This window comes from Porphyromonas levii DSM 23370 (assembly GCF_000379925.1).
GTDB classification, from domain to species: domain Bacteria; phylum Bacteroidota; class Bacteroidia; order Bacteroidales; family Porphyromonadaceae; genus Porphyromonas_A; species Porphyromonas_A levii.
In genome coordinates this window covers 18,725-42,481 of sequence record NZ_KB904227.1, presented here as the reverse complement: position 1 = coordinate 42,481, position 23,757 = coordinate 18,725, and the positions used below count along the sequence as shown (strand labels likewise).

Sequence of the window (23,757 nt, the reverse complement as noted above, 5' to 3'; positions counted from 1 at the left end):
GTAAGTTTGCACCACGTTTGGGTACTGGCTCTGTAGTTCAACGGATAGAACAAAAGTTTCCTAAACTTTAGATATGGGTTCGATTCCCGTCGGAGCTACTTTAGAGACATCGCTAGTCATAGTGGTGTCTCTTTTTTGTGGCACAAAGTTACAGATAATTCCTTATGTAATGAGACGTAGCAGCGTGTTGCCAAAAGTCACCAAGTAGAGCCACTCCTCCGAAAGATAGCTCTCGGAGAAGCGGTAACTTATCCAAGGACACCCCTCCTAGTGCAAATACGTGTTGGTCGATAAGATCACCAGCTTCCCGAAGCTCATCTAGCGAAAACGCCGAGCCGTACCCTTCCTTTGATATACTATCGAATATGGGGCTTAGAAATAAGTAATTGACCTGTGGTTTATAAATCTGTACCTCCTCTAGAGTATGACAAGAAATAGAGCAGGGGAGGTGGTAATGGCGGACAAAGGGATGGCGTCTATTGAAATGGACTCCCCCAATAGGGTACTCCTCCGATAGCTGATGGTGGTCGTGCAGCACGATTCGAGAGAGTTGGTCTGCCGAGAAACTCTCAAGGAAAGCCCTCGTCTCACCTTCGCTCCAGTCGGGTCTACGGAGGTGTAGCCTATAGATTCCCTCTTCGATAATCTCCTTGATCATCTCCCGCTCCGAGGGAAAAGGAGTAGGGGGAGTCAGTACTATTACCTTCATAAGATATTATAAATGGGGAGTAGTGCCCATGAGCTCTACTCCCCATTTGTCTTATTTCTTTAGTTTCTCGATGATCATATCAGCGACCTTCTTGCCACTCATCATCATGCCGCCAAAGATAGGTCCCATGCGAGGTGTTCCGTAAACTGCAGACGAAGCCATACCACACACGTAAAGTCCAGGATAAATCTCCTTTGTCCCTTCTACAACCATTTTCTCACCCGTCACGACATCAAGGGAGCGTTCGCCCACAACACCTCCGGTAGAAGTATTGAGCGTAGCGCCATTCTTCTTAGCTACCACTTGGCAAATCTCGCTATCGTGACCTGTGCCATCAATTACACACTTTGCCATGATATTTAGAGGGTCTACGTGCATCCCTTCGCGGAGTACAGGCGTCCAGTTCACCACTACGCCACTTACCTTATCCTCCTTATATACTACATCCTCTACAGAATAGCAGTTGAATATCTTAGCCCCAGCATGAACAGCCCTATATAGTAGAGCAGCCGTACTCTCAACAGAGTCCATAGTATAGAGGTTATCAGTGTAAGGGGTGTAATTGATGTCCATCTCCTTCACAATTTCCAGCGCTTCCTCTTGGAACACGATCTCGTTGAACATCATTGCACCACCCCACATACCTCCACCTGGAGAGAGCTTGCGGTCGAACTGTGCTACCTTCAGTCCAGCTTTCGCGAGGTAGTATGCGGCAATAATGCCCGAAGGACCTCCGCCTACGATAGCAACGTCTAGGTCGAGACAATCATTTAGCTTCTCAAAATAGCGGGTAATAATCCCAGCAGATATTGTCTTCTCAATCATAAATACTATATTATTACTTATTGTTACATTCATTATCTATTGTCTGGCTAATCCTCATAGCACAGAAGTTAGGTCCACACATCGAGCAGAAGCGAGCATCCGTTGGATTACTCTTACGGTAATACTCCTCGGCTTTCTCAGGGTCTAAAGAGAGGTTAAACTGATCTTTCCACCTAAATTCGTACCTTGCCTTGCTTAAGGCATTGTCCCGAATTGCAGCCGCAGGATGTTGCTTGCCAAGATCAGCAGCATGTGCCGCAATCTTATAGGTAACTACGCCAGTGCGCACATCTTCCTTGTCTGGTAGACCAAGATGCTCCATAGGTGTAACGTAGCAAAGCATGGCTGTACCATACCAGCCAATCATCGAAGCCCCGATAGCGCTTGTGATGTGATCATAAGCCGGAGCAATATCAGTGACAATAGGACCAAGGGTGTAGAATGGTGCTCCATGGCACTTCTCTATTTGGCGCTCCATATTCTCCTTGATCTTGTGCATCGGCACGTGTCCAGGACCTTCAATAAATACCTGTACATCCTTAGCCCAAGCGCGCTCCACGAGTTCGCCCATTGTGTCGAGTTCGGCAAACTGAGCCTTATCGTTGGCATCAAAAGTAGAACCAGGTCTGAGTCCGTCTCCTAGTGAAAGCGCCACATCATACTTACGACAGATATCACAGATATCGTCGAAGTGGCTGTAGAGGAAGCTCTCCTCGTTATTGATTTCACACCATTTGGAGATGATACTACCTCCTCTACTTACTATGCCCGTGAGTCGGGTATCGGCCAAGTGAATATTTTGTAGACGTATACCGCAGTGTATCGTGAAGTAGTCCACTCCTTGCTCACACTGCTCTAGTAGAGTATCTCTAAATACCTCCCATGAGAGGTCTTCTATCTTTCCATTTACTTTCTCAAAAGCTTGGTACATAGGTACTGTGCCTACAGGTACAGGGCTATTCCTAAGAATCCACTCACGGGTCTCTGTGATATTTTTCCCCGTAGAGAGATCCATTACGGTATCTCCACCCCACTTGCAGCTCCAGATTGCCTTCTCTACCTCCTCCTCTATGCTAGAGCCCATAGCTGAGTTGCCAATATTGGTATTGATCTTCACGAGGAAGTTGGTGCCGATAATCATGGGCTCAGTCTCGGGGTGCTTATGATTAGCTGGGATTACAGCTCTACCTGCTGCCACTTCTGAGCACACATATTCAGGCGTGATGTAGGTCTCTATGCCGAGTTCCTCACAGTTCATGTTCTCCCTGATAGCCACATACTCCATTTCAGGAGTGATTACCCCCTGCTTAGCATAGTAAAGCTGAGTGTGCTCACGTCCGTCTATCCAAGGCTGGCGTAGTTTAGGTAATCCTTTCTCAAGATTGATAGTTGCCTCTGGGTCGCTATAGACGCCACTGGTATCGTATACAATCACCGAAGGATTTTCACGCCTCGTACCATCTTTAGCTACGGTTGGTAGTTGGTTGATTTTCCTCATGCCTACCCTAATCTCGGGGAATAGCTTACCAGCAAGGTAAATCTTCTCCGAATTGGGGTATTTAATCTTAAAGTCCTGCTTCATAATTGCTTTATTTCATTTAGAATCTTCTTCACTTCTTCAGTTGGGTCTGCTGCACATAGCACAGTACTACTCAGTGCAATCCCAGAAACCCCTAGCTCAATAAGGGGACGAATATCTTCCCTTGTGATGCCTCCAATAGCTACTAGAGGAAGCTCCATACCCTCCTCCTTCATCTCTTTGAGTAACATGCGGTAGCCCTCCAAGCCAAGGGTAGGGGCAAGCTGCTCCTTCGTAGTGGTAAACCTGAAGGGTCCACAACCTACGTAGTTTGCTCCATGCTCATAATGCCTCCGAATCTCTGCTAGGGTATTTGCCGTACCGCCAATGATATACTTCTCTCCTAGTAAGGCACGAGCATCAGCTATGGGCATATCCTTTTGACCCAAGTGCACTCCATCAGCACCCAGCTCATTGACTAGCTCTACATGATCATCGAGAATCATGGTTGCTTGGTACTCGTCACAAAGCTCACGCAACGGCCTCCCCTCCTTTAGGATTTGCTCTCTTGTTGCCCCCTTCATGCGCAGTTGTATCCACCTGCATCCACCTTTGAGGGCGAGTAAAGCGCCATCCAGATAACTGTGTCTCTCTGTCTGATGAGTGATAAACTGTAGTGTCTTCATCGTTTGATGCTCTTTTGAGGGTTATAAAAATGATCTACAGGACCATGTCCATGCCCTATACTTAGGTCTTTGCCCGACAATAACGCTTCAGTGAGGTATAACTTCCCAAGGGCAACAGCCTGTGAAAGGGTCTGCCCTTGTGCAAGGTATGCGGTAATAGCAGAGGATAGGGTGCAGCCGGTGCCATGCGTGTTGGGACTCTCAATCCTACTATGGGTAAAGGTTTGGCAACCGTCATTATGGAAAAGATAGTCGGTAGCCTCTTTCTCCCAAGTATGACCTCCTTTGATGAGCACCGCTCTCGCACCGTGAGAGAGGAACCATTGTCCAGCCTCCTCAAGAGCATGCTGAGAAGTCATCTTGGTTTTCGAGAGTACCTCGGCCTCCTGAAGATTAGGAGTGATGAGTGTGGAGAGTGGAAGTAATTGCCTCGTAAATAGCTCTACGGCCGTGTTGTCGATAAGTCTGTCACCACTGGTGGCAACCATTACAGGGTCTATCACAAGAGGGATATCACACTCCTGAAGTAAGCTTGCTACACAATGGATAATATCAGAATTATAGAGCATACCTATCTTGATGGCTAATGGAGGAATATCCTCCAAGATAGCTTCTAGCTGAGACCTCACTAGCTCTACAGGAAGCGGTAGTACAGCCCTTACCCCACATGTATTTTGGGCAGTAATCGAGGTAATCACCGACATAGCGTAGCATCCTAGTGCTGACATCGTCTTGATATCCGCCTGTATGCCTGCTCCTCCTGAGCAATCTGAACCCGCAATGGTCAGTGTAGGTAGGTATTTCATGTGTTTGCCTATAATAACAGTTACGAGTTACGGCTACGCAGAATCCCTTCAAAAGATGCTGCGTAGCCGTAACTCGTAACTCCTGGGAGACCCAGAATAACGCGTAACTCTTATTCCTACGGCAGCATTACCTGCATCAGGTTCTAAGGGTATCTTCTCAGCACACTACAATTATAATAGTGGCACCCCTTCACTGGATCCAGCTCCAGTCGTTACTCAAATAAATCTATTGGCAAACTTAACCCTTTTTTCTCGCCCCACCAAATAGGTATCATTCCCACCATGTTCTATACTCCCAAAATCTTCTCCGTAGAGCACTCATTGTGGCTCGCGCAAGTAAGAAAATTTATTCCTAGGAATAAATTTATTTTTCTGTACAAATAAAAATATTTATCTCTAGGGAAAGTTTTATTTATTCCTAGGAATAAATTTGTGTACTCAGTAGACTATCACAAAGCGCTATGGCTCTACTACTTAGACAAGCTATGGAATAGCTCTAGAAAGTGGTAACTTTGGGGTATGAAAGATAGAAAAATAGATGAGCTACTGCAGGATTATCGTGATTACCTGCTGCTAGAACGAAATTTAGCAGAGAATAGCATCGTGAGCTATGGTAGGGATGTGCAGCACTTGGTTGAGTATGCCGAGATGCGAGAGAAGTCATATCTCGAGCTTACGTATGAGGAATTAGAAGGTTTTTTGGCATATCTCTCCGATCTTGGACTGAGGCAAAAGAGCCTTCGCCGAACGGTGAGTGGGGTGAAAAGCTTTTACCGTTTTCTAGAATTGGAGGAGATTCTAGAAGATAATCCTACGGAGACCCTCGAAGGCCCTAAAGTATCGGAGCATCTGCCTGAAGTACTGACGGTGGAGGAGGTGGATGAACTTATCGGTGCGATAGACCTTGATACGTCCAATGGAGTGAGAAATGCGGCGCTTATAGAGCTTCTGTATAGTTGTGGGCTTAGGGTATCAGAGGCTTGCGACCTCACATTTCCATCCCTCTTTTTGGAGGAGAAGTACATCCGAGTGGTAGGTAAAGGTAGTAAAGAGCGATTGGTGCCTATGTCTGAAAGTGCAGTAGAGCGGATTATGGATTATTTGCCCATTCGTCACGCTGTAGAGGCAAAGCCAGGATACACCCATCATGTGTTTCTTAACCGTATTCGCACTGGCATTTCTCGGCAAATGGTATTTATGGTGATCAAGGAGCTGGCCGAACGCATAGGCCTAGAGAAAGAAATCTCGCCGCATACCTTTAGGCACTCTTTCGCTACACATCTTTTGGAGGGTGGAGCCAACCTACAAGCCATTCGTGATATGCTAGGGCATGCCGATATTTCTACAACTGAAATTTACACACATATTGATAGAAGTAAGCTCAGAGATGACATCCTGAACTACCATCCACGTAATCATTGACCTCTCATAACTTGAGGAGATATCAATAATAGTGCTGTATACCCTTTTATATAGGTGTAAAGTCAATATTTAATATGTAAAAAATCTAAAAATAGTCATATCTACTTGGTTTTACGAATAATTACACTATATTTGGACATGAATTAGTGAGGGCTTTGTCCATAGAGATAGATGACTTTACTAAGAATTACAAAAATGATAATTTTATATACTTCCATTTTTAAATTTGTTTTAATATGAATAAGACTGAATTTATTGCTGCTATTGCAGAAAAAGGTGAACTAACTAAAGTTGACGCTAAGAAAGCCGTTGATGCTGGTATCGAGGTTATTCGTGAGGAGATGTTGAAGGGCGAAAAGATTGCTATCCTAGGCTTTGGTACCTTCTCTGTTTCAGAGCGTGCTGCTCGCGAGGGTGTAAATCCTCAGACTGGCAAGAAGATGAAGATTGCTGCTCGAAAGGTAGTTCGTTTCAAGGCAGGTGCCGCTCTCAACCTTAACAAGTAAGCTGAGAGCAATCTAGATTTTAGGCTCCGCACTCACCATTAATTGAGAGAGTGTGGAGCCTTTTTTATTCTCTCAATAAACCTTTTCGAGTCATGTGTTGTTATATAACCGAAGCGCAATAATGCGTGAATGTTTTGAATGAAGACAAGATACATTACTGTAGCACTAGCATCGCTACTTATCGGGCTTTCCTCTTTTGATGTTAAGAGGGTAGAGACCAACACGGCAGAGATGCAAAAAGAAGACGTAGAAGTAACAACAACTAATAAGAAAGAAGCGAATATGAAGTTTGAACTAGTAAAACTACCTTATGCTCCTGATGCTTTGGAGCCAGTAATCAGCGCAACTACTATTGGTCTGCACCATGGTAAGCACCTCCAGACCTATGTAAATAACCTCAATAAGCTCATCGAGGGTACCGAGTTTGCAAATATGGAGCTCGTAGATATCGTGAAGAAGTCTGAGGGCGGCATCTTTAATAATGCTGGTCAGACCCTTAATCATAACCTCTACTTCACACAGTTCGCACCTAATAAGGGTGGTGAGCCAACGGGTGACCTCCTAAAGGCTATCGAGGCTAAGTGGGGTAGCTTCGCAGAGTTTAAGAAGCAGTTCGAGGCAGATGCTACTGCCCTATTCGGTGCTGGCTGGGCATGGTTAGCAACCGATAAGGATGGTAACCTTTCTATCAATAAGTACAGCAACGCAGGTAACCCTGTCGTTGATGGTCTTACACCTCTATTCGGTGCAGATGTATGGGAGCATGCTTATTATGTAGATTTTGAGAATCGTCGTGCTGAGCACCTCGGTAAGATTTGGGATATCACCAATTGGGATGAGGTGGCTAAGCGCTACGCAAATCGCTAATCTGGCATTATCTTGATAAAGGCACTTAGAAGGCGTACCCAAGGCTATTTGGGTGCGCCTCTATTGTCTTATGTGGTGGAAAAGAGGTATATTTGCCGATAATTCTTTGGAAATAAGTAATAACTACTATAGTATTAAGATTTAGAGAAATGAATATCTCAATAGTTGAGCAGAAGGAGGGTTTTGTACGTCTCCAAGTAGATGTAGCAAAGATCGATTACCAGGATGAGCACAAGAAGGAGCTGAAGCATGTAGCTCGTAGTGCTAAGGTGAAAGGCTTTAGGGAGGGCAAGGCTCCTGTAGGTATGATTGAGAAGATGTATGGTGAGGGTGTTCGCTATGAGGTAATCAATCGTATGGTAGGCAAGCTCGTAGATGAGTTTATCAAGGAGAAGGAATATAAGGTTATCGGCTGGGCTATTCCAGAGGAGAACAATGGTGTAGAGATGACAAAGGAGGATATGACCCTCTTCTTCAAGCTCGCCCTTCATCCAGCAGAGTATGATACAGACTTTAGCGGAAAGACCTTCACAAAATATGAGGTGACTGTAACCGAGGAGGAGGTGGCAAAGCAGCTCGAAGATATGCAGCAGGGTAGCTCACGCATGCAGGAGACCGACCAAGTTGTAGAGAATGCAGTCGTTGGTGGTGATATTGCAGAGCTCGATGGTGATACCCGTAAGGAGGATGGCATCGTACGTGAGAATGTTACCATCTATCCTGACTTTATGAAGGATGAGGAAGAGAAGGCTAAGTTTAAGGATGCAGGTAAGGGCTCTGTAGTGGTATTCAACCCATACAAGGCGTTCAATGGCAATGAGGCAGAGCTTAGTTCTCTTATTGGTATTGAGAAAGAGGAAGTTGAGAGCCTTAAGGATAAGGAGTTTAGCTTCCAGATTGAGACTATTCGTCACATGGTGCCAGCAGAACTGGATCAGGAGTTCTTCGACAGCGTATTTGGTGAGGGTAAGGTAACGAACGAGGATGAGGCTAAGGCAAAGATTCGTGAGTATATGGAGGCTGCAGAGCAGGGCAATGCGGACTATAAGTTTACCTCAGACTTCCTAGACTTCGCTAAGGATGAGAAGGCTTCAAAGCTAGAGCTTGCTGACGACTTAATCATCGAGTGGTACAGCGACAATCTAAAACGCAACGATGACGAAGAGGGTCTGAAGAACCTTAATAAGGAAGCACTTATCAAGAGCCTAAAGCGTGAACTATACGTTCGTCATCTAGCCAATGAGGAGAAGCTCGAGGTATCTGAGGAGGATGTACGTGGCTTCGCATACGAGATGGTTCGTAACCAATTCGCTCAGATGGGCTGGACTAATCCTGACCATGAGATCGTAGCTAACTATGCCAATAAGCAACTAGAGGATAGCAACTTCGCTTACTCTGTAGAGATGAATATCTTAGAGCAGAAGGTGGGTAAGGCTATGCAGGATAAGGTAAAGCTAGAGACTAAGCAGGTAACTGTGAATGAGCTTCACGATATCCTCAATCCTAAGAAGGAGGAGACTACTGAGGAGTAATCACCTAGTTAGACTATAAATATTAAGGGTGTGCTGAACTTATGTTTAGCTCACCCTTAATACTTTTACACCTTAGCGTAGTTCCTCTTAAAATAGCGATACTGTAGTGTCTTTGCAGTCTGTAAGAGGTGTATTGGGGTCGTCACTGATGTAGGTGCCGACATTATAGAGTCGAGCATTGGGATCTTCAAAGAGGGATGTGTAATCTTTATTGATATTGATTGTGTTGTTCTTGAATACAAGTTCCCGTAGTGACTTGGCATAGAAGATAGGGGTAGGGAAGTTGTCAAAGACATTGTTCTCTACTACTACTCGACCATGGAAGTACTCGCCCTCTACCATCTGAGGCATCTGAGGAGAGATAGATATGATACCATCAGTAAACTGGTATAGGCTAGTGAGGGCATTGATAAAGTGATTACCCGTAATGACTACCTCTTCGCAAGGTCCGCTCTCGTACCAACCATTGGCATCTCCTGTAAGTAGGATTGCACTGCCGTGGGTATGGTCGAAGGTATTATCGGTGCACTCTACACGCTTTGGAGTTGAGAATAGGGCGCCTCGTGCACGGTTGTTTCGAACTGTACTCTTCGAAAATAGTACTTCAGGATGAGCCGTGAGGTTTTCTACCGCAAGCGCCTTGGAGGTCTGTGGAAGTGGTTCGGAAAAAGTCATCTTTATCTGAGTAGTAGAGAGCACTTCTACCTTTGTAGGTAAGTAAGTAGCTATAGGCAACAGGGTCTCTCGAGAGATAAGCCTAAGGCTATCTCCCACTTCATACCATCTGAAACCGAAACTTTGACCATGGGCAAAGGTACCAATGAGTTCATTGCCATTAATACTATCTACCCTAAGATAGGTACCATGTACATTGATAGCATCATCTGCCATGTTTTCATAGAGCCCATCGGTAGAAATGATTTTGCCACGGCACCCTGAGAAATGTGTCGCATCGGCTACAGTAGTAAAGACTCTTTCACTACCATCCGATAGGGCTACGTGGAAACCATCTAAAGTTAGGTCAGTGCTATTCTGCGCTACAAGCCCCATCCCCTCAGCAAAGTGTACAGAGACATTCTTGACTTCAATAGTCTTAGAATCCATAATCACGATACTTGGAGTAGGGCGATAGTAGGAGCGTAGAGCATACCTATCGCCAACTTCTAGGTACTGTGCTTCGTCCCAGTTGCGCAGCTGAAGTTGGTGGTCTCCTGTCTCCTCTATCGCTTCAGGGTTGAAGGCAGGGTCGGATCTATTCCATTTCATGTGACCGTCTTTATCAAACGCCAGCATAGTGAATAGAGGTTGTTCGTAGGTCTCACCTATGAGTACAAACTGATTACCCTCGATGCGATACTCGGTCTCGCCAAGCACTTTTACTTTGGCATCGTTGTGCTCTTTATCTACCTCTAAAACCTCTATTTGGCTCATTGCTGGACGTGGGAAGTCGATAGAGAAGCCCTCTAAATGGATATTGTTGCTTTCCTTCAGGACAATAGGGATAAGACGACCGTGGAACTCCAAGTGGGTCTCCTCACCCTGTATGCTAACGTTATTCAACCCCTCTAGCATCATCGCTACTGGGCGCTGAACCACGTGGTCGTGATTGGAGATATACAGCTGATGAAGAGGAAGATGCTCCTGATAGATGTGGAGATTGCCCTTGGGGAGATAGATGACTACCTCTTTGCCCTCTGCCGACGCTTTATGGGCGTCCTCCAGAAGATCTAGCAGTGCTGTGGCATTGTCGTGCGTAGCATCATCGACTACAGCGCCATAATCAGTAAGTCGTAGCTCTACCTTTTTGCTCCCTTCAGAGCACGAAAATAGGAGTAAGGCTACGAGTAGTGTAAGTACCTTTTTCATGATTGCTTATTATTAATTGTGTAGATCATTGCGTTTCGTTGCATCCCCTCTAGCTTCGCCCGCGTAGTAGCCGAGCCATAGAATATTTGGGCATACCGTATTTCATCTAGCTCTCTTACATCCTCCCATTTGAGCTTAAGTAGTTGTGGAGAAGATGGAAAGTGTCTTGTGGGGCGTGGCGCTCTATTGTGCGGACATACATCTTGGCAAGTGTCGCAGCCATAGAGCCGTTTGCCGAATCTCCTTGATAGATCTTGAGGAATGTCGCCCCTGTGCTCAATAGTAAGGTAATTGATACAGCGCCGAGCATCCAGCCCATCTTCTGAGAGTGCTCCTGTAGGGCAAGACTCGATACACCTGCGACAGCTACCGCAGCTTTTGGCACAAACGAGTTCGCTAGATAGCTCGAGCGAAGTCAGAAGTTCGCCAAGAAAGACAAAACTCCCCACACGAGGCACAATGAGGTTACTATTCTTCCCCACAAAACCTATACCAGATCTCTTAGCCCAGTAGCGCTCCATAAAAGGAGCTGTATCCACTAAAGGACGATACCTGTGTGCGGCTACCTCTGTTTCTATACACCTTGCAAGAGTAAGGAGCAATTGCTTAATCACCTTGTGGTAGTCACGCCCGAGAGCGTACTTAGCAATCTGAGGAGCATCGCTAGGTTGTAGCTCAGCGGGATAATAGCTCACAGCGATTACAATCACGCTCTTCGCCTCGGGGAGTAGGAGCTGCGGGTCTTCACGCTGCTCCTTGTACTTCTCAAGGTATTCCATACCGGCTTGCTTCCCGCTTGCCAACCAAGAGTCGTACTGTGCCAAGGCATCAGAGTCGACTTTTTGTATAGGCACAAAGCCAATAGCATCTATTCCAAGCCCTTCAGCTATCTCTGTGATTTGCTCCGTAAGCATATACTAGAAATCAACCACTAGTCCGTCGTAGGCAGGAAATACCCCTGCCGGACAGTAGCCTTGTAGCGTAGTATGTTTCCCGAAGGTATGAGCAAAATGCGTAAGATATGCTCTTTCGGGCTGGATTACCTTTATCAAATCGAGTGCCTCGGAAAGAGAAAGATGAGCCATGTGCTCATACAAGCGGAGGGCATTAATCACGAGGACTTTCACTTCTGTAATCTTTTCTATCGTCTCCTCTGGGAGCGTCTTACAGTCTGTGATATAGGCAAGGTCACCAAACTTGTAACCCACAATGGGCAACCTGCCGTGCATCACTCGGAAGGGTTCTACACATCGACTATCTTTGAGCGGAATCTCCTTATTTACATCTATCTCATGGTTAACGATATGTGGCACACCAGGGTAGGGCTTTTCTACAAAAGCATACGGAAGCCGTAGCTGTATTGCCTTAATCACATTCGGCTCAGCATATACAGGCACCTCGGGTTTGTCTCGGAATAAAGGGCGCATATCATCGATTCCGCCCGTATGATCATAGTGCTCATGTGTGAGTAGTATGCGATCAAGATTTTGGCAATCCGCAGCGAGTAATTGGCTACGCACATCAGGACCACAGTCGATAAGAATATCCTCTCCGCCAAATTGTACGAGCGCCGAAGCTCTAAATCTTTTATCGCGAGGGTCAGTAGACCTACAGGTATCGCAGGAGCATCCTATCTCAGGTATGCCAGTACTCGTGCCAGTACCAAGAAACATCAGTTTGCTCATACCGCTATATCTATCTAAGACTCCCCTGAGTGCCACTCTTTACAAATCGTACCTCAGGGTGCAGTTCAATACCGAACTTCTCCCTTACAGTGCGGATAATCATCTCCGCAAAGTCGACTACCTCATGGCTATAGGCACCTCCATAATTGACAATTACTAGAGGTTGCTTTGGGTAAGTCCCTACATTCCCTTCCCGGTATCCCTTCAGTCCACACTGCTCTATGAGCCAGGCCGCTGGAATTTTATATTCCTGCTCTGATATGATATAGTGCGGCATGCTTGGGTTGTCTAGCAGTAGATGAGTGAAAGTCTGTCGATTCACTATCGGATTCATAAAGAAGCTACCCCCATTGGGCAGCTCTTGTGGGTCGGGGAGCTTACTCTCCCTTACCTCAATAACCTTATTGGCGACCATTAGGGGCGTCAAATTAGTCTCACTCGATAGGCTTTGGAGACCTGAGTAGTCGAGATTAGGCTTAGCCACCTTGGAGAGTCGAATATCGACTGCATAGATAAGATGAAACTGCTGTGCCTTCTCCTTAAATATAGAGTACCTATATGCGTAGTGGCAATCAGCATTGCTCCAAGTGTGCTCTTCGCCTGTCTCCAGATTAATAGAGTGTACCTGCTCAATCACCTGACTAGCCTCCGCTCCGTATGCTCCAATATTTTGCACCGCCGAAGCTCCTACTTCTCCAGGGATAAGCGCTAGGTTTTCTATTCCCCAAAGCCCATTCTCTGCACACTCCATGACGAGTTCGTGCCAGTTCTTTCCAGCTTCTATTCTGTAGAGTACTGAGGTGCTATCCTCCTCCACTACTATCATGCTCTGACCCGAATAGTGGAGTACGGCTCCGCGAAAGTCTCCCACAAATAGGAGATTGCTACCACCACCCTTAATCATCATAGGTAGCGTTCGGAAGTACTCATCACGAGAGAGCTTGAGTGCGTCTTCTTTGGTCTCTACCTCTATATAATAACTCGCTTTGCAAGCCATTGCAAATGTATTGAGCGCCTTTAGCTCAAATCCTTGCTCAATCTTCATATCTTATCTATACGTGTTTTTGTTCTGTGCCAACTTCGTCTCATGGGCATTGTCAGCGGGGTTCCAAAAATGCTCGCCTCTAAGTTCCTCCGGCATATACTGTTGTGGCGCGTAATGCCCTGGATAATCATGAGGATAGATATATCCTTTGCCGTATCCAAGTTCGTCCATCAACTCTGTAGGCGCATTCCTCAAGTGCATCGGCACAGGGTGTGGGGGATTATTCCGCACATAGGCAAGTGCACTATTGATTGCGAGGTAAGCCGAATTACTCTTCGGGCTACAGGCAAGGTATATCGTCGCCTCTGCCAGAGGAATCCTCCCCTCAGGCCATCCCACCTTATCCACTGCGTCAAATGCGCTTTGTGCTATAAGGAGGGCATTGGGGTTGGCAAGCCCTATGTCCTCCGCTGCGAGTATCAATAGCCTTCGAGCTATGAAGCGAGGTTCCTCTCCGCCCTCAATCATCCGAGCCAACCAGTATATAGCGGCATCGGGATCACTTCCCCTTACGCTTTTGATGTATGCCGAAATAATGTCGTAGTGCATCTCACCCCCTTTGTCGTACACAGCGGGATTGTGTTGCAAGTGATGAGCTACCATTTCATTTGTCACAATCACTTGCTTGCTCTTCTGCACCTCAGGTGTAGTGATGAGCAGCTCTATAATATTGAGAAGTTTGCGAGCATCTCCTCCTGAAGCTGCGAAAAGCGCATCAGTCTCTCGGAGTTCAAAGTGGTACTCCTGAAGTACTTCATCCTCTCTAATGACCCTTTCGGTAAGTGCTAGTAGTGCCTTGGCATCGAGAGACTTCAGTACAAATACTCTACAGCGAGATAGGAGCGGTCGGATAACCTCAAAAGATGGGTTTTCAGTGGTGGCGCCAATCAGCGTAATGCTCCCTTGCTCCACTGCTTGGAGAAGGGAGTCTTGCTGCGCCTTATTGAATCGGTGGATCTCATCGATAAAAAGTATCGGAGTACCACCGCCACTAAAGAGTCCTTTTCGCCTCTCCTCGGCTTTCTGAATTACCTCTCTTACCTCCTTCACACCCGCTGATACAGCGCTCAGAGTGAAAAAGGGTAGCCCCATCTGCTGGCTAATGATATGGGCAAGAGTTGTCTTGCCCACTCCAGGAGGTCCCCAAAGAATGAAACTCCTCAGTAATCCGCTCTCTATCATTTCATAGAGTGGGGCACCTGGAGCCACCAAGTGCTCCTGCCCCGAGTACTCAGAGAGCGACTTAGGACGCATCCTTTCGGCAAGGGGAGCCAGATTAATACTCATGATATACCGTCGAAGTATGCCTCTAGAAGTCTGGTAAGGATAAGGTCAATTTCCTCAAGCGACTCTTTACTCCTATGATCGATACCCATAAAATTCTGCCCCTCTCGGTACATAGAGAGATAAGTGATACCCGCTAGATATAGGATAATCTTATATCTAAGGTGCTCTCTACGAGCCCCCTTGGCCTGAGGAGCAAAGTCCTCCTCCAATAGGCTCACTATATGACTATCACGTTTTTGACTACTTTGAAATCCCTTATCCGTAGTATCGGCAATCTCCCATATAAGCAAGTTTTGGAGATCTTCATTGGTCGTAATCCAATGAATATAGTCTTGAAAAATAGTCCTATACCGCTCCACCTTGCTCATCAGCGAGGTTTCTCTAAAGAAGTCTGATACTGTGCTATCGATTTGTGCAGCATAGGCTTCGAGTAGGTCGCTTTCAGTAGGATACCTTCTTTTGATAACCTTCAGATCCATACGAGCCTCTGTCGCAACTTGGGCTAGAGTAACGGCCGATAGACCCGTCCGTTTGGATACTCTGCGAAGTGCTGCGAAAATCTCTTCTTGCAACTGTTTATTTGTCCTTCTCTGTCTCATCGATATTCGTTTTGTTGTTCAGATTGTAAATATAGCCATTTTTCCTTTATATCTGGAATGTCGGATAAAGTATACTACGTTCTAAGATAAGAATTGGCCTCATCTTGGAGAGCTCCTAGTATATTTACTCGCACTACTCAAGAACTACCTTGTTACCACTCCATAGTAGCCCTTCTCAAGTCAAGTGGTGTATGTGCTCCTATTCATTAGGAGCGTTATTCGCCTCAGTCCCTCGCGGGAGAGACTCCAGTCCCTCAGGGGAGAGACTCTAGTCTCTCTCGGGAAAAACTCTAGTCCCTCGCCAGAGAGACTCTCTTTGAATACCAGAGGGAAAATGAGGGAGAGCGGGACTGTTCTTTTCTCAAGTGGCTACTATTTAACTTATTTCTGCTGAAGCAACTTCCCCAATTCATAGGTGCTGAAAACTTTTAAGCCATAGAATTAACTAGGTTTAACTCCCTGCGAGAGGTTATTTTAGTGCAAATGATTATATTTGTAACCTAAAGTATTGTGTGCGGGGCTATTCCCCTATAATGCTTAGAGGTACTTATATAAGTAGTGGAAAATCTCTTTGAAGAGCAATGTAATTATGATTGAGTTTATTAAAACAGTATTTGGTGAGGGAGACACCATTTATATCTCCCAAAAGGGGCAAGAAGTGGGCGGACGTATCCTCAGTATCAACGATGCGTTTATTGTTATCGAAACGGAGGATGGTAATATTATTGGCGTTAAGGAGGATGCTATTGATAGTTTCTCTAAAGAGTCTGTACGCAAACCCGGTAAAAACCTTAATTATAACGATCGTAATCCTGAGTTTCGTGCAGGTAGTAAGAGCAGTGACGCTTGGACTAATAGAAGTTTCAATCCACAGTCACGATACCAAGATTACTCGGTTAAAAATGCCAAGCAAGAGCGCCCAGAAAAGCCAAAGTTTAAGCAATACAAGCCAGGTGATAGGATTCCACTGGAGTTTCTGACTCAGCGTGATCCCGCTCTTGCTAATTCATGGAAAAGGATGGAGGAGGAGCGTAAGAAGTCGCATCAGATTAAGGACGCCATGAAGCAAGCCTTCGAGGAGATTAAGCTCTCGGAAGATGATCTTCAGTCTGTAGTGCCAGCAATTGGTGCTATCGTGGAGCTTAAGCCGACCTATCAATTTGGATTTATAGACGATATGCAGACAGGGGAGCGCTATTTCTACAATAGAGGTGATATTGTCGATCCTGAGCTCAAAAATGAGTCGGGTGAGGGTATTCAGGTCGTTTATCAGCGTGGACGCAATCACAAGGGGGCTACAGCAAAGTGCATCCTTCTCTCTCAAACGATTGAGCGAGTAATAGAGATTGCTATGGAATTGGTATCGGAGGATGACTTCTTGCGTGCCAAGCTAGTACTTCAAAATATTACGGATGCTTTCCCAAATGGGGGAAGTGGTCAAAAGATGCTCGATACGCTCAATGACCTCTTGGAGGAGAATGGTATCATAGAATCGTCTCAGTACGATGCGCTCTATTCGCAGGCTCGAAGAGCTCTAGAGCAGAGAGATTATGCAAAGGCGCTCAAGCTCTACAATGAATGCCTAGAGAAGGGAGTGCGCAAGGTAAATTGCATCAAGGAAATAGCCCAAGTATTCATTTCTCTGCATGCCCAGGAGCGGGATGAAGAACAAAAGGAGCTAATCAAGAAGAGAGGACTAGAATTTATCGAGAAGCATAAGAATGAATTGCCGGATAAGTCTAGTACGAAGTTTAGCCTTGAGAATATTTACTTTGCTCTTGGTGATTATGACAAGCATATCGATGTTGTAGAGGATATCATCACTGAGAGTGGAAGCAATGGAGACCTAGCTCAGTATGTCTTCTACCTCAACAAGGCTGCACAGAGCTATCTGAGGATTAAGGACTATGAGCGCGCCCTTGATGCTGCGAACCAAGGCTTAGAAGTGGAGCCTCAGAATACCCATTTACTGAAGACCAAGGCAAGCATTGAGGAGGCCGCAGCAGGGAAAAAGGAGGAAGAGGACACCAAGAAAAGTGGTGGGGGAATGTTCGGTTTCTTGAAATTGTAAAAGTATTCGGATGAAAAAGGGAATAAAGATAACCCTTTGGACTATGGTGGCACTACTTCTCGTAAGTGGTGCTGCCATCTTTTATTTGGGTTATAGGTTTGCTTACAAATCGGGCTTTAATATTGGAGGAGAGCTACCTGCAAGGTTATACGTGTACCCTGGTATGGACTGGGGAATGGTTTGCGACTCCATATCGGAACGCACTGAAGCTCCCCTCCTCTGGGATCTTAAGTGGCAACTGAAGCATAGGGCTAAGGGTCAGCCAATAGTAGGTGCATACACTATTGAACCTAATATGACTGTCCGCGCTCTATATAATAGACTCGTGTATGGAATGCAGACACCTATCAATTTCTACTTCAATTCTTCCCGTCTTCCGGAGCAAATATATGCACGGATGGATAAGCTCCTTTTGGCAGATAGTCTATCTATCGCTCGAGCTATGAATGATAGCGCATTGGTGCATTCACTAGGGATACCAGACACTACGCTTGTCTACTACTTGCACCCCAATACTTATGAGATCTATTGGGACATCACTCCGGAGAAACTAGTGAAGCGAATGGCAGAGGAGAGTAAGGCGTTTTGGAGCTCAGACCGAAGATCTAAGGCGGAAGCGATAGGGCTCACTCCCTATGAGGTTATTAATCTTGCTGCTATAGTGCAGGAAGAGAGTTCTAAGGTGGATGAATATCCGATGATTGCTGGTCTGTACCTTAATAGGCTACGAATGGGGATGAGGTTGCAAGCCGATCCGACAGTCAAGTTCGCGCTCAAAGACTTCGGTCTGCGTCGTATTCGCCAAGAACACCTAAGAGTAGATAGTCCGTACAATACGTATCAGGTGGTAGGGCTACCCAAAGGACCTATCCGTATACCATCGGCGGAAGCCATTGATGGTGTACTCAATGCAGAGGAGCACCATTATATATATATGTGTGCTAAGGCAGACTTTAGTGGCTACCATGCATTTGCTGAGACTTATAGCGAGCACATGAAGAATGCTAGAGCGTATGCTGAAGAACTTAATAATAGGAAGATAAACTGATGAAAATACGAGAACTACTTGACTACTTAGAAGAGCGTGTGCCTCTGGACCAACAAGAGGACTTTGACAATAGTGGGATACAATGCGGTGATACTTCGCAAGAGATATCTGGTGTACTTGTGGCTATAGATACCACAGAGGCGGTTATAGATGAAGCAATTAAGATGGGGTGTAATCTTATTGTAACCCACCACCCAGCACTATTCAGGGCTACGAAGTCTATCACACCAGACTATTACATCAATAAGTGTCTGATGATGGCTATCAAACACGATATTGTAGTTTATGCCTCCCATACTAGCTTGGACAATGACGATGAGGGCGTCAATGTATATTGGGCACATCAAATGGGTCTTACTGATATTCAGATACTCGAACCACAGCAAAATAACCCTGAGATAGGAAGCGGGGTGATAGGGAATTTGCCCTATCCAGTGACAATAGGAGAGTTAATCTTCCTTATGAAGCGCTTTCAGCCGATTACCCATGTAGCCCATAGCCAGGTGCTCAAAGAGCGAGTGCGAAGGATTGCTTATTGTGGTGGAAGTGGGAACTTTTTAATGAAGAAAGCTGCACAATCTGGTGCTGACGTGTTTATCACAGGAGAAGCAAAATACAACGACTACTATGATGCTGAAGGACTGGTTACCCTGATGACTATTGGGCACTTCGAGTCAGAATTATTGACTAAGGATATACTCATTAGTATTATGTCTGAAAAAAGAGGTAACTTTGCAATCTATAATGCGAAGACGTGTGCCAACCCAGTGCATTACGTCTGAATAACGTGGATAAAAGCTATGGCGAAGAAGAAAGAAGAGAATCCAAAGGAAATATCCGTAGAGGAGCGCCTCACAGCCCTCTACCAGTTGCAGGTGGTCTCCTCAGAGATTGACCGAATCCGTACGATGAGAGGCGAATTGCCGCTCGAGGTGCAGGAATTGGCAGATGAGATTGAGGGTAAGAAGACTCGTATGGAGCGCTTCGAGGAGCAGATTGCTCGCAATAAGCGTAATGAGGATCAGGCGAATGAGAATATTCGTACTGCAAATGGGATGATTGAGAAGTACAAGAAGCACCTCGAAAACATACGAAATGATAAGGAGTTTGAGGCCATCTCTAAGGAGTTGGAAAACCTAGACCTCGATGTGCTAAAGTATGAAAAGGCTATTCGCGAGTATAAGGAGGATTCGAAATACGTAGCAGAGGATATCGAAGCTCTCAAGGCGGAGACTGCAGAGGTGCAGAGTATCCATGATAGCAAGAAAAAGGAGCTAGACGATATCATTGCTGATACCAAGTCGGAAGAGGAGAAGCTCCGTATGAAAGCTAAAGAGCTAGAGGAGGTAATTGACCCTCGTTTGCTTACTGCTTTTAAGCGTACTAGAAAGTCCACCCACAATGGTCTTGCGGTTGCTCCTATAGAACGTAACGCATGCTCAGGCTGTTTCAATCTTATCCCACCACAGAGGGTTATCGATGTGCGTAGCCACAAGAAGATTATCGCTTGTGAGTATTGCGGTCGTGTACTTATTGATGAGGAGTTGGCAGCAGAGGTAGAGAACAACTTGAACTTCTAAGCTGATACAACCATACTTGTATTATCATAAAGTCCTCTTTGGAAAGTCATTCTCTCCGAAGGGGACTTTCTTAATAGTTTGGCTTCTGTAGCCCCATTATTACGCGGCTATAGCTCTGAGAATTGGGATATTTGTATTATCTTTGTAGAGTTATAGAAAAGACATATATTATATATGAGTATAGATATGATTACGATTACGCTTCCTGATGGCTCAGAGAAGCAGTATGAGCGTGGCGTAACTGCTATGCAGGTGGCAGAGAGCATTAGTCCTCGCTTGGCGAAGGAGGTGCTTGCAGCTACTGTGAATGGTAGTGTGGTAGACTTAATGCGTCCTATAGATGGTGATGCGACTCTGAAACTCCATAAGTGGGAGGATGAAGAGGCAAAGCATGCCTTTTGGCATACAAGTGCCCACCTAATGGCGGAAGCACTACAAGAGCTTTATCCAGGTATCAGGTTCGGTATTGGTCCTGCCATCGAGAATGGTTTTTACTATGACGTAGATCCAGGCGAAGGGGTACAGATTAAGGAGTCTGACCTTCCAGCGATTGAGAAGAAGATGCAGGAGCTAGTGGCTCGTAAGGAGCACTTAGTCCGCAAGAGCATTAGTAAGGAGGAGGCTCTGAACTATTGGGAGCAGAAGGGTGATAACTATAAGGTTGAATTGATTAAGGACCTTGAGGATGGTACGATTACCACTTATACTCAGGGTAACTTTACAGACCTTTGCCGTGGTCCTCACTTGCCAAGTACGGAGAATATCAAAGCTATTAAGCTACTTAGCGTGGCTGGCGCATATTGGAGGGGCGATGTTACTCGTCCGCAGCTAACGCGTATATATGGTATCACTTTCCCAAAGAAAAAGATGCTCGATGAGTATCTTGATCTATTGGAGCAAGCTAAACAGCGTGACCACCGTAAGATAGGTAAAGAGCTAGAGCTATTTGCATTTTCACAGAATGTAGGTCTTGGTTTGCCATTGTGGCTACCTCGTGGTACTCAGCTACGTAGCCAACTGGAGGACTATCTCAAGAAGATACAGAAGCAATATGGCTATGAGCAGGTGATTACCCCACATATCGGTAATGTCAATCTATACAAGACGTCAGGACACTACGCTAAGTACAAGGATGATGCATTCCGTACAATTCTCACTCCACAAGAGGGAGAGGAGTTTATGCTGAAGCCTATGAACTGCCCTCATCACTGTGAGATTTACAAGACTAAGCCTAGAAGCTACCGTGATTTGCCTGTTCGTCTAGCAGAATTCGGGACGGTCTATCGCTATGAGCAGAGTGGAGAGCTTCATGGGCTCACACGTGTGCGTGGCTTTACTCAGGATGATGCGCACTTATTCTGTCGCCCCGACCAGATAAAGGAGGAATTTATCAAGGTGATGGATATTATCTTCATTATCTTTAAGGCGCTCAACTTTACAGATTACGAGGCACAGATATCACTCCGTGACCCTGAGAATAAGTCGAAGTATATCGGTTCGGATGAGAACTGGGAGCGGGCTGAGCGGGCTATTATTGAGGCATGCGAAGAGACAGGACTCAAGACCCGTGTAGAGCTAGGCGAAGCTGCTTTCTATGGTCCTAAACTTGACTTTATGGTTAAGGATGCTCTCGGTCGTCGCTGGCAGCTGGGTACTATCCAAGTGGATTACAATCTACCAGAGCGATTTGAGCTGGAGTATACTGGTGAGGACAATCAGAAGCACCGCCCAGTGATGATTCACCGTGCTCCATTTGGTTCGATGGAGCGCTTCGTGGCAGTGCTAATAGAGCATACTGGAGGGAAGTTCCCATTGTGGCTCACCCCCGACCAGGTGGCAATATTGCCAATCTCTGATCGTTTCAATGACTATGCTTATAGCGTACTCAAGGAATTGGCTCGCCGTGATATCCGCGCATTTGTAGATGACAGAGCTGAAAAGATAGGGCGTAAGATTCGTGATAACGAGTTGAAGCGTGTTCCTTACCTCCTTATCGTAGGTGAGAAAGAGGCCGAGGAAGGTACAGTATCTGTTAGAATTCAGGGACAAGGCGACCAAGGTTCAGAAAAAATTGGTACCTTTGCAGACCGTTTGCTGAAAGAGGTAGATGAGCAGGTAAATGCTTGGCGCTACGAACAGGAGACGAGCGAGGAGACGAAGTAAGAATAACGATACAACTACTGGCATATAACGACTGATAGAATTAGATACAGACTGAATGGGGAATATAAACAGACGTAATTCGAAAGGAAATAACACAGCCACTGAACCACAAGATAGAATCAATGAGCGTATTCGCGCTCGTGAAGTGAGACTTGTTGGCGATAATGTGGAGCAGGGAATCTATTCGATCCAAGAGGCTCGCCGTTTAGCAGATGAGCTAGAGCTGGACTTGGTGGAGATTTCGCCAAATGCTGAGCCTCCAGTCTGCAAGATCTTAGACTATCAGAAGTATCTGTACCAGCAGAAGAAGAAAGCTAAGGAGCAAAAGGCAAAGCAGGCAAAGGTAACTGTAAAAGAGGTACGTTTTGGACCTCAGACAGATGACCACGACTACGAGTTTAAGCTCCGTCATGCTAAGGGATTCCTCGAGGAGGGGAATAAGGTGAAGGCTTTCGTATTCTTCCGCGGTCGTTCGATTGTCTTTAAAGATCAAGGGGAGTTGTTGCTTCTGCGTTTTGCACAAGATCTTGAGGACTATGCTAAAGTAGATCAAATGCCAAAGCTAGAGGGAAAGAGGATGATTATGATGTTCTCTCCTAAGAAGCAGAGTAGCAAGAAGAAGGAGAATAAGGCTGAGACGAAGCCACAATCAAAGCCGGAAGGCAATGACGAGGATAAGTAAGGCCAAGTATTTGATAACTAATTAATAATTGACTGGAATGCCTAAGATGAAGACTAATCCCGGTGCTAAGAAGAGATTTACTCTCACCGGATCAGGTAAAATCAAGCGCAAGCATGCTTTCAAGAGTCATATCTTGACTAAGAAGACCAAGAAGCAGAAGAGAAACCTAACCAACTCAGGACTTGTACACAAGACTGATATGCGTGAGGTAAAGAAGCTGCTCGGAATTGGTTGAGAATGTATTCTAAAGAGCAAGGTAAGAGATTTATTTAACAGGGTGTGTATGCCTAAAGCAAAGAGCCGAGCCTAACAGCAAAGCCGCTCACGCCCAAAAGAGTTTTAGAACAATGCCAAGATCAGTAAATCACGTCGCTTCAAGAGCGAAGAGAAAGAAGATTCTAAAGAAGACCCGTGGCTATTACGGTGCACGTAAGAACGTTTGGACGGTAGCCAAGAACACTTGGGAGAAGGGTCTGCAGTATGCTTATCGTGACCGTAAGGCCAAGAAGCGTAGTTTCCGCTCTCTATGGATTCAGCGTATCAATGCTGCAGTTCGTGAGGAAGGTCTATCCTACTCCAAGTTCATGGGAATGCTCAAAGACAAGGGAATTGATATCAATCGCAAGGTACTTGCTGACCTAGCAATGAATCATCCTGAGGCCTTCAAGGCTATCGTAGAGCAAGCTCGCTCATAATAGCTTGAGCTATAAAATAATAGAGGTGACTTAGTAACAACTAGGTCACCTCTATTTTCATATCAAGCTAGTGGGTATTAGCATTCTCAGCAGTTTAGAAATACGAACCAAGATCACCATATCCCAAACATGGACTAAAAGCTATCGTCCGAAGATGCTATAGA

23 protein-coding genes, 1 tRNA gene and 1 riboswitch are annotated in these 23,757 nt (G+C 45.6%); of the genes, 13 read left to right on the top strand and 11 right to left on the bottom strand.

All coding sequences use genetic code 11. The annotated features are described in order from the left end of the window. Window positions 1-26: 26 nt before the first annotated feature. A tRNA-Arg gene (locus A3GG_RS0101715) sits at window positions 27-98 on the top strand. Between the two features lie 50 nt (window positions 99-148). On the opposite strand, the gene A3GG_RS0101710 is transcribed toward A3GG_RS0101715, so the two are convergent. From A3GG_RS0101710 to thiD, 5 genes are read right to left on the bottom strand one after another with little or no spacing between them, the layout of a single operon-like run. Further along, complete coding sequence (locus A3GG_RS0101710) at window positions 149-709, bottom strand: thiamine phosphate synthase (RefSeq protein WP_018357603.1); 561 nt, start codon at window positions 707-709, stop codon at window positions 149-151. A 51-nt stretch (window positions 710-760) separates the two neighbouring features. Beyond that, complete coding sequence (locus A3GG_RS0101705) at window positions 761-1,534, bottom strand: sulfide-dependent adenosine diphosphate thiazole synthase (protein WP_026215536.1); 774 nt, start codon at window positions 1,532-1,534, stop codon at window positions 761-763. A gap of 13 nt (window positions 1,535-1,547) precedes the next feature. Further along, window positions 1,548-3,116, bottom strand: a complete 1,569-nt coding sequence (gene thiC / locus A3GG_RS0101700) for a phosphomethylpyrimidine synthase ThiC (protein WP_018357601.1) — start codon at window positions 3,114-3,116, stop codon at window positions 1,548-1,550. Further along, window positions 3,113-3,739 (bottom strand): thiamine phosphate synthase, encoded by a 627-nt coding sequence (locus A3GG_RS0101695; protein WP_018357600.1) that lies wholly within the window; start codon window positions 3,737-3,739, stop codon window positions 3,113-3,115. Before A3GG_RS0101695 ends, thiC begins: the two co-directional genes overlap by 4 nt. Then, the gene (thiD, locus tag A3GG_RS0101690; RefSeq protein ID WP_018357599.1) at window positions 3,736-4,545 is read right to left on the bottom strand and encodes a bifunctional hydroxymethylpyrimidine kinase/phosphomethylpyrimidine kinase; all 810 of its coding nucleotides are present in this window, start codon (window positions 4,543-4,545) and stop codon (window positions 3,736-3,738) included. The genes A3GG_RS0101695 and thiD overlap by 4 nt, the downstream gene beginning before the upstream one ends. Before the next feature lie 96 nt (window positions 4,546-4,641). Then, window positions 4,642-4,745, bottom strand: a riboswitch (TPP riboswitch). Between the two features lie 319 nt (window positions 4,746-5,064). Between thiD and A3GG_RS0101685 the strand changes: the two genes are divergently transcribed. The 4 genes from A3GG_RS0101685 (at window position 5,065) to A3GG_RS0101670 (ending at window position 8,872) form a co-directional block, all read left to right on the top strand. Then, a complete protein-coding gene (locus A3GG_RS0101685; RefSeq protein ID WP_018357598.1) occupies window positions 5,065-5,967 on the top strand; it encodes a site-specific tyrosine recombinase in 903 nt (300 codons plus the stop codon). A 236-nt stretch (window positions 5,968-6,203) separates the two neighbouring features. Then, a complete protein-coding gene (locus tag A3GG_RS0101680; protein WP_018357597.1) occupies window positions 6,204-6,473 on the top strand; it encodes an HU family DNA-binding protein in 270 nt (89 codons plus the stop codon). Between the two features lie 231 nt (window positions 6,474-6,704). After that, window positions 6,705-7,340 (top strand): superoxide dismutase, encoded by a 636-nt coding sequence (locus tag A3GG_RS0101675; RefSeq protein ID WP_033408155.1) that lies wholly within the window; start codon window positions 6,705-6,707, stop codon window positions 7,338-7,340. A gap of 149 nt (window positions 7,341-7,489) precedes the next feature. Further along, on the top strand, window positions 7,490-8,872 hold the full coding sequence (locus tag A3GG_RS0101670; RefSeq protein WP_018357595.1) for a trigger factor: 1,383 nt from the start codon (window positions 7,490-7,492) through the stop codon (window positions 8,870-8,872). Between the two features lie 87 nt (window positions 8,873-8,959). Here the strand turns inward: A3GG_RS0101670 and A3GG_RS11610 are convergent, their stop codons facing one another. From A3GG_RS11610 to A3GG_RS0101640, 6 genes are read right to left on the bottom strand one after another with little or no spacing between them, the layout of a single operon-like run. Further along, window positions 8,960-10,738, bottom strand: a complete 1,779-nt coding sequence (locus A3GG_RS11610; RefSeq protein ID WP_018357594.1) for a right-handed parallel beta-helix repeat-containing protein — start codon at window positions 10,736-10,738, stop codon at window positions 8,960-8,962. Further along, window positions 10,735-11,652 carry a tRNA epoxyqueuosine(34) reductase QueG gene (queG, locus tag A3GG_RS0101660; RefSeq protein WP_018357593.1) on the bottom strand — a complete coding sequence of 306 codons (918 nt, stop codon included), beginning with the start codon at window positions 11,650-11,652 and terminating at the stop codon, window positions 10,735-10,737. The genes A3GG_RS11610 and queG overlap by 4 nt, the downstream gene beginning before the upstream one ends. 3 nt (window positions 11,653-11,655) lie before the next feature. Next, on the bottom strand, window positions 11,656-12,423 hold the full coding sequence (locus A3GG_RS0101655) for an MBL fold metallo-hydrolase (protein WP_018357592.1): 768 nt from the start codon (window positions 12,421-12,423) through the stop codon (window positions 11,656-11,658). A gap of 10 nt (window positions 12,424-12,433) precedes the next feature. Next, a complete protein-coding gene (murB, locus tag A3GG_RS0101650; protein ID WP_018357591.1) occupies window positions 12,434-13,468 on the bottom strand; it encodes a UDP-N-acetylmuramate dehydrogenase in 1,035 nt (344 codons plus the stop codon). A 3-nt stretch (window positions 13,469-13,471) separates the two neighbouring features. Beyond that, window positions 13,472-14,755, bottom strand: a complete 1,284-nt coding sequence (locus A3GG_RS0101645; RefSeq protein WP_018357590.1) for a replication-associated recombination protein A — start codon at window positions 14,753-14,755, stop codon at window positions 13,472-13,474. Then, window positions 14,752-15,354: a TetR/AcrR family transcriptional regulator gene (locus tag A3GG_RS0101640; protein WP_018357589.1), complete on the bottom strand. Its 603-nt coding sequence runs from the start codon at window positions 15,352-15,354 to the stop codon at window positions 14,752-14,754. Before A3GG_RS0101640 ends, A3GG_RS0101645 begins: the two co-directional genes overlap by 4 nt. A 589-nt stretch (window positions 15,355-15,943) precedes the next feature. Here A3GG_RS0101640 and A3GG_RS0101635 point away from each other — a divergent pair. The 8 genes from A3GG_RS0101635 (at window position 15,944) to rplT (ending at window position 23,593) form a co-directional block, all read left to right on the top strand. Further along, a complete protein-coding gene (locus tag A3GG_RS0101635) occupies window positions 15,944-17,425 on the top strand; it encodes a tetratricopeptide repeat protein (protein ID WP_018357588.1) in 1,482 nt (493 codons plus the stop codon). Window positions 17,426-17,435: 10 nt separating this feature from the next. Next, the gene (gene mltG / locus A3GG_RS0101630) at window positions 17,436-18,473 is read left to right on the top strand and encodes an endolytic transglycosylase MltG (protein ID WP_026215533.1); all 1,038 of its coding nucleotides are present in this window, start codon (window positions 17,436-17,438) and stop codon (window positions 18,471-18,473) included. After that, a complete protein-coding gene (locus tag A3GG_RS0101625; protein WP_018357586.1) occupies window positions 18,473-19,255 on the top strand; it encodes a Nif3-like dinuclear metal center hexameric protein in 783 nt (260 codons plus the stop codon). Before mltG ends, A3GG_RS0101625 begins: the two co-directional genes overlap by 1 nt. Before the next feature lie 18 nt (window positions 19,256-19,273). Then, on the top strand, window positions 19,274-20,053 hold the full coding sequence (locus tag A3GG_RS0101620; protein WP_018357585.1) for a zinc ribbon domain-containing protein: 780 nt from the start codon (window positions 19,274-19,276) through the stop codon (window positions 20,051-20,053). A 186-nt stretch (window positions 20,054-20,239) separates the two neighbouring features. Then, window positions 20,240-22,216, top strand: coding sequence for a threonine--tRNA ligase (gene thrS / locus A3GG_RS0101615; protein WP_026215532.1), 1,977 nt, complete (start codon window positions 20,240-20,242; stop codon window positions 22,214-22,216). A gap of 55 nt (window positions 22,217-22,271) precedes the next feature. Further along, window positions 22,272-22,898 (top strand): translation initiation factor IF-3, encoded by a 627-nt coding sequence (infC, locus tag A3GG_RS0101610; RefSeq protein ID WP_018357583.1) that lies wholly within the window; start codon window positions 22,272-22,274, stop codon window positions 22,896-22,898. Between the two features lie 37 nt (window positions 22,899-22,935). Beyond that, window positions 22,936-23,133 (top strand): 50S ribosomal protein L35, encoded by a 198-nt coding sequence (rpmI, locus tag A3GG_RS0101605; RefSeq protein ID WP_018357582.1) that lies wholly within the window; start codon window positions 22,936-22,938, stop codon window positions 23,131-23,133. Window positions 23,134-23,245: 112 nt separating this feature from the next. Further along, complete coding sequence (rplT, locus tag A3GG_RS0101600) at window positions 23,246-23,593, top strand: 50S ribosomal protein L20 (RefSeq protein ID WP_018357581.1); 348 nt, start codon at window positions 23,246-23,248, stop codon at window positions 23,591-23,593. Window positions 23,594-23,757 lie beyond the last annotated feature (164 nt).